This is a genomic window from Colwellia sp. C1TZA3 (genome assembly GCF_007954265.1).
GTDB lineage: Bacteria > Pseudomonadota > Gammaproteobacteria > Enterobacterales > Alteromonadaceae > Cognaticolwellia.
This window is the reverse complement of the sequence record NZ_VOLS01000099.1, coordinates 1-6,147: the sequence shown is the minus strand read 5'-3', so window position 1 is coordinate 6,147 and position 6,147 is coordinate 1. Positions and strand designations below refer to the sequence as shown.

The 6,147-nt window shown below is 38.4% G+C and carries 6 protein-coding genes, 2 tRNA genes and 1 pseudogene; 5 read left to right on the top strand and 4 right to left on the bottom strand.

Annotation, left to right across the window (positions count from 1 at the left end; genetic code table 11):
- Positions 1–139: 139 nt before the first annotated feature.
- Positions 140–400: a hypothetical protein gene (locus ESZ39_RS16925; RefSeq protein ID WP_146881098.1), complete on the bottom strand. Its 261-nt coding sequence runs from the start codon at positions 398–400 to the stop codon at positions 140–142.
- 727 nt (positions 401–1,127) lie between these two features.
- Between ESZ39_RS16925 and ESZ39_RS16920 the strand changes: the two genes are divergently transcribed.
- A complete protein-coding gene (locus tag ESZ39_RS16920) occupies positions 1,128–1,472 on the top strand; it encodes a hypothetical protein (RefSeq protein ID WP_146881097.1) in 345 nt (114 codons plus the stop codon).
- 443 nt (positions 1,473–1,915) lie between these two features.
- On the opposite strand, the gene trmB is transcribed toward ESZ39_RS16920, so the two are convergent.
- Positions 1,916–2,641 (bottom strand): tRNA (guanosine(46)-N7)-methyltransferase TrmB, encoded by a 726-nt coding sequence (gene trmB / locus ESZ39_RS16915; protein WP_146881096.1) that lies wholly within the window; start codon positions 2,639–2,641, stop codon positions 1,916–1,918.
- A 158-nt stretch (positions 2,642–2,799) separates the two neighbouring features.
- Positions 2,800–3,138, bottom strand: a complete 339-nt coding sequence (locus ESZ39_RS16910) for a YggL family protein (protein WP_146881095.1) — start codon at positions 3,136–3,138, stop codon at positions 2,800–2,802.
- A gap of 119 nt (positions 3,139–3,257) precedes the next feature.
- Here ESZ39_RS16910 and mutY point away from each other — a divergent pair, with 119 nt between their 5' ends.
- From mutY to ESZ39_RS16890, 4 genes are all read left to right on the top strand, one after another.
- Entirely contained in the window at positions 3,258–4,340 is a 1,083-nt protein-coding gene (gene mutY / locus ESZ39_RS16905) for an A/G-specific adenine glycosylase (protein WP_146881094.1), read from the top strand.
- Between the two features lie 46 nt (positions 4,341–4,386).
- Positions 4,387–4,659, top strand: a complete 273-nt coding sequence (locus tag ESZ39_RS16900; RefSeq protein WP_146881093.1) for an oxidative damage protection protein — start codon at positions 4,387–4,389, stop codon at positions 4,657–4,659.
- Between the two features lie 477 nt (positions 4,660–5,136).
- Positions 5,137–5,212, top strand: a tRNA-Phe gene (locus ESZ39_RS16895).
- Between the two features lie 100 nt (positions 5,213–5,312).
- Positions 5,313–5,388, top strand: a tRNA-Thr gene (locus ESZ39_RS16890).
- A 555-nt stretch (positions 5,389–5,943) separates the two neighbouring features.
- Here the strand turns inward: ESZ39_RS16890 and ESZ39_RS16885 are convergent.
- A pseudogene (locus tag ESZ39_RS16885) lies at positions 5,944–6,147 on the bottom strand (transposase); the annotation flags it as partial.

The following is a 6,147-nucleotide window of genomic DNA, read 5'->3' as shown; positions in this document are numbered from 1 at the left end:
CGCAGGAAAAATAATTCAAGGTAAGGCGCTCGATTGAGCAATAGCTGGCTATTGGGAGTGAGAGCAACACAGCATTGAGCTATTTTAACTAGTACAAGTGAGCAATAACTTAATGGGATTGGTATTAATGGGTATTGGTTTAAGCAGTGCAGTCATCACCCCAGTAAAACCCCTTCATTAAAAAAATTTTTATTAAACTCATTGCCTTGTTCATCGAGGATATAGGCGCAAAACAAACCACAAAGCTATAACTGATCGGCACCTCACCGATAGGGTAAAGCACTTCACCTTTGGACACTGGACGCAATTGACAGCACTTTTTAAAGACTTGCCATGTGTCATCCGAAAACGGGCTGTAATCGTTGACTTTTTGACGTAGAAATTCAAAAGCAGCGTCCATGAATAACTCATTTTTTTTTGCATAATAGCCAACTAAAAGGCCTTTAGATAGTCGAATTCACTACTGTTATTGAAAATAACTCACCGAGAAAATAACAGCTAATATTTCAATATTAGAGAAGATGCTTCTGTAGTCAGTTTAACAGGCATGACATAGCCATATAATGTAAAAATCAATCAACTTAGCTTATCGATAAAAAATTGCCAGTAATAAAGTGATACAAGATTAGGCAATGTTAATGAAAGATATAAAGTTAGTGCAGAAATATTTACCGTTTGGGGTTATGTAGACAGTTACTACAGTAAACCTTCACTTTCTGCTGGGCTTTACTTAAAACGAGGTAAAGCATTTTTAAAAACAGCGATAACACAAGTTAATGACTTTTTAGCGCAAGATGTTACCGAGTTTAAACAACAATATCGGCATTCAAGCTTAGGATGACTTAAAGTAACGCACCCATAGCATTAGATTAAGCTCTAATTATTGCTCAGTCGCTGCTCCTTTACATCCGTATTAGCGCAGCATACCGCACATCCGGCACATAAAAAAGGAAGTTTAACAACTTACTTTTTTATTTTTTCATAGTGAAAACGCTAAAAGTTCAACGTAATTTATAGTCTTTTTGTTAAATAAACAGCGGAGGAAATAGCGCTATTAAAAATTTAACCATGAGCCAAATTACTGTTATGATGTCGCTGATATTTAACAGAGATACTAGAGTATAGTTTTGGAAATAATTGCAGTTATCGCGGTTTTATTTTTAGCTTGGCTAATTTGGCAGCTTCGGCAGGCTAAGCACTTCACCCAATTTAAACGTCAAATAATACAAGAGCTAAAACCAAAAGTTATTGCCAATATTATTGAGGAAATGGCCGAAACGCGTTCAGAGCTACACCCCAATACTACCGCCCATCAAACAGCAACAATTAGTTATTGGAGCGCTTCTGCCGGCAGAGTATTGCAAGCGGCATTAATGCGAGAAATCATTAATCAGCAATGGTTAAAAGAAACAGGTAATTTGCGTAACAGTCAGCATTTATTTCATGTTGAACAAGATAAACTACACCGCTAGCTTATACTAGTAACCGTAGGCTCTATGTAGATTGGACTTTGGTCCATCAGCTTTTAAATATCAGCGGGCAGTAAAATAGTGATTAGCTGTCGGTTAAAAGAGATAGCTGACCGTTTTAAGTTTACTTGTCTGTTTGGCTTTTGATCATCACGTTATGTACTCGCTTACCGGTTGACGGACTGAAGTCCGACCTACAAAAAAATCATTCAAATATACATATCACCCGTAGGCCCTTTGTAAAATAACCCAACACCACATTATCACCTATAGGCCTTATTTAGGCTGTACTTTAGTCCATCAGTTTTTAAATATCAGTCAAGCAAGGCTTTATTGATCACCCACAAAAAAAGAGCGTATTCGCTCTTTTTTTCACTAACCCTTAGTAAGTTTTATCATTAACTTTGGACAACCGCTAATTCAGTGCAATAACTAACTGAACAACATTAATCAAGCTTTGCAAACTGTAGATCCCAAACACCATGGCCCAAGTCTTGGCCACGATTTTCAAACTTGGTTAACGGACGAGAATCTGGGCGTGGTACGTAATTACTGTTGACTGATAAGTTTTTAAAGCCGGGCGAAGATATCATATCTTCTAACATACATTCAGCGTAATTTTCCCAGTCAGTTGCCATGTGGAACACACCACCAACTTTCAGTTTTTGACGAATAGCTTCAACAAAACTTGCTTGTACGATACGGCGTTTGTGATGCTTCTTCTTATGCCAAGGATCAGGGAAAAATAATTGTACGGTTGTTAACGACTCAATAGGAATACAATCGGCTAAAACCTCGATAGCATCGTGCTCGTACACTTTTAGGTTATTAACACCCTCTTCTTGGGCTAAGCCAATACAAGCGCCAACACCTGGACGGTGCACTTCAACACCAATAAAGTTGAGCTCTGGAGCATTTTTAGCCATTTCAACTAAAGATTTACCCATGCCAAAACCAATTTCGAGCACAATAGGCTTGTCATTACCAAACAAAAGTTTAGGGTCAATCAATCCATCTTGATGTTTCAATCCCATCGTATCCCAAAACTGCTCTAACGCTTTTGCTTGGCCATTAGTGAGGCGGCCTTCGCGCTTAACAAAGCTACGTACTTTTCTAATGTACTTGCCTTCTTGTTCTGCTTGTTCAACGGTTTTGTGGCTTCTGTCTATCATAATGCTATCTATTATTTAATTGCGTCATCAAAATTGGGGGCGTATATTATCCTTGTTTAATGACTAAAATTCAATCATCGCATAATGCCTATCAAGATCTAATTTTACGCCCGTAAAGTTATTTAACCTTAGCTCGGGTTAATGTCGTTTTTTAAGGACTACTCTGCCCACCAAACGTCGTATAATGGGCCAACAGTTACTGAGCTTGCGCCGTTATCCGTTAACCACTTTTCTACTAATTGGCGATGTGCTTCAGTACATTTACCCAGCTTTTGAGTACAGATTAAACCATGCCACAAAGTATCACCTTCACCGCCAAAACCTAAGCCGTTCGGATCAATGGTTTCATCGAAAAATTTAGTTAAAAATGCATCAACTGTTTCATTGTCAGCGCCGTCATCTAGTTGCCAAGCAATATCAAAACCTAGTTCTTGGTACTCATCAACACGTAATTTTTTACGTAAACGATCACTACGATTTTTTGCATCTATTTTCATCTTTTATTCCTTACGGTTCGGTTTAAGCCAAACACTAAATTAACTAACTGCGAGAGGATAGTGGCAATAGAAATTTTTGCAATGAAAATTTCAGCTTTATTCGCTACACTGTCGCCAATATGACAAATAAAACTACTATATCAGCCAAATCTGCGCAACAATTTAGCGACCAAGTATTATCATGGTTTCAGTTGCAAGGCAGAAAACACTTGCCGTGGCAGCAAGACAAAACCCCTTATCGAGTTTGGATTTCAGAAATTATGCTGCAGCAAACGCAAGTAGCAACAGTGATCCCATACTATTTAAGATTTATGGAAAGCTTTCCTAACATTATTGATTTAGCTAATGCCGATGAAGATAGCGTGCTACATCACTGGACCGGGCTTGGCTACTATGCACGAGCACGAAACTTACACAAAACAGCAAAAACTATTCGTGACAACTACCAAGGAAATTTTCCTGAAAATATTGACCAAGTCATTGCACTTCCCGGTATCGGCCGCTCTACTGCCGGTGCAGTATTAAGCTTAGCTTTAAACAAACATCACGCCATTTTAGACGGCAATGTAAAACGGGTTTTAGCGCGCTGCTATAAAGTACAAGGTCATACTGGCCAAGCTATTTATGAAAAAACCTTATGGCCCATTACCGATGCATTAACACCAAAAATTGGCGTGGCGCAGTTTAACCAAGCCATGATGGATTTAGGCGCCATGGTTTGCACACGTTCTAAGCCCAAGTGTGACATTTGTCCGCTAAAAAGCAGTTGTTTAGCTCAGGCTAGCGATGAACAAGCAAATTACCCACAAAAGAAACCAAAAAAAACCATACCAGAAAAACATACTATTATGGTGATACCACGTGTTGCTCAGCAAGTGTTGATGGAAAAACGTCCTCCCGCAGGAATTTGGGGCGGCTTATGGTGCTTTTTAGAGTTATCAGACCTCGACCAGCTACCGCATTTATTAGCCGAGTTAAACCTAAAGCAAACGGCAACATTTGCCTTAGATAAGTTTCGCCATACCTTTAGCCACTTTCATCTCGACATAGAAGCCATTGTGATAGATTGTGAAATGTTACCCGCAAAAGAAATTAGCGAAAATAGCACATTGCAATGGTACAATTTAGCTACAGTCGCATCAGTTGGTTTAGCCGCATCGACACAAAAATTAATTAAACAGCTTGAACAACTTCCTGTTTAATTTATATATAAATTTATTCATCCCTTAGACAAAAAGAGACCTTATTATGAGCCGTACCGTTTTTTGCCAAAACTTACAAAAAGAAGCCGAAGGCCTTGGCTTTCAACTTTACCCGGGCGAAGTAGGCAAACGTATTTTTGATAACATTTGTAAAGAAGCTTGGGGACACTGGCAAAAAAAGCAAACCATGCTAATTAACGAAAAGAAAATGAATATGATGAATCCTGATGACCGCGCATTTTTAGAATCAGCCATGGTCGACTATCTCTTTGAGGGTAAAGAGCCTGAAATCGAAGGCTACACACCAGAAAAGAAATAAATAAACTAAAAAGGGGATAAATTAAAATATATCCCCTTTTCTTTGTTCTGTGTTTATTTAAAAGTATTACTGATAAATTTTTTAATGACAGCTTTCGTCACAATGTTAATTGTTAAAGCCACTCTTGATGTGTTTTTTTGATTTACTTCTTATATTTTTTGATTTACTTCCTAATAATCCTCTAGCCTATTTTACCCGCCTATATTAATAAATAACTTTTTTATCGCACCTAAACAACATTTATCCTGATTGCGACTAACACGGTATAAATAAATTAATGACAATATTACCAGTTAGAAATAGAAGAATTAAGCCAAAACTGCTCCATAAAAGCACAATCCGTTGAAAAAAACGGCAAACAAACATTTATTTAAAAAAAAGGGTTGACGGGATAAACGAAAAACAGTTTAATACGCCCCGTCTTCAAGGCACAGCCAAGAAGACAATGTACAGAGCAATCATTATGATTGTTAATGTGCCTCGATAGCTCAGTCGGTAGAGCAGAGGATTGAAAATCCTCGTGTCCCTGGTTCGATTCCGGGTCGAGGCACCATTTTTACTTTAGTGAAGAGTAGAGTCAACAACTTGTGTAGTTGACTCGGTGCCAAGATAGTTAGTTCAATGTAATATAATTATCGCACACGTTTTCGTGTGCCGACTTAGCTCAGTTGGTAGAGCAACTGACTTGTAATCAGTAGGTCGCCAGTTCGACTCCGGCAGTCGGCACCATTCATAACGAAGCCTCAACAGTAATGTTGAGGCTTTTTTATTGCCTAAAATAAACTAACACTGATTGAATCAGAGATTACGTACACCACACAAATTCAACTCCGGCAGTCAGCACTGTTCTTCGTAGCAAGCATCAAGCCCTAACCTCAATCATTCTGTGTCTTATACGTGATTTAACCCTAACGTATTAAGAGTCTCAACTATGCCACCCATGATAGCTACAAACGATAATGATATGAAAATTGGTACCTTTCTGGTTTATTAAAATACCCATTTATTAAATAAAGTGAGTCCAGATAGGCGTTATCTATTTAAACTTGCCTAGTCTCAACTATGCGAGTCTCAACTAGAGTCTCAACTATGCCATCCATGATAGCTACAAACGATAATGATATGAAGATTGGTACCTTTCTGGTTTATTAAAATACCCATTTATTAAATAAAGTGAGTCCAGGTAGGCGTTGTCTATTTAAACTTGCCAAGCCCTTGAATTTTAGCCAAGTTGAATCCGTCACGCTAAAATGACATCAGTCAAAGGCCGATTAATAAAGAGGGTTATGCGCTATTCAAAAACGCTTGAGCATTGGCTAATCCGTGTGTTCGTTGCAACCCCACATGCTTACTAAATTCACTTAAGTGCTCTGCTGTACCGGCGGCTCCAGTGAAGACACATTCAAAATTAGTCGTCAGCTTTAACCAACTTTTATCACTCATGTGAAGTCTTGCGAGGATCTTTGCTGTTTTAGGGTTAATAACACC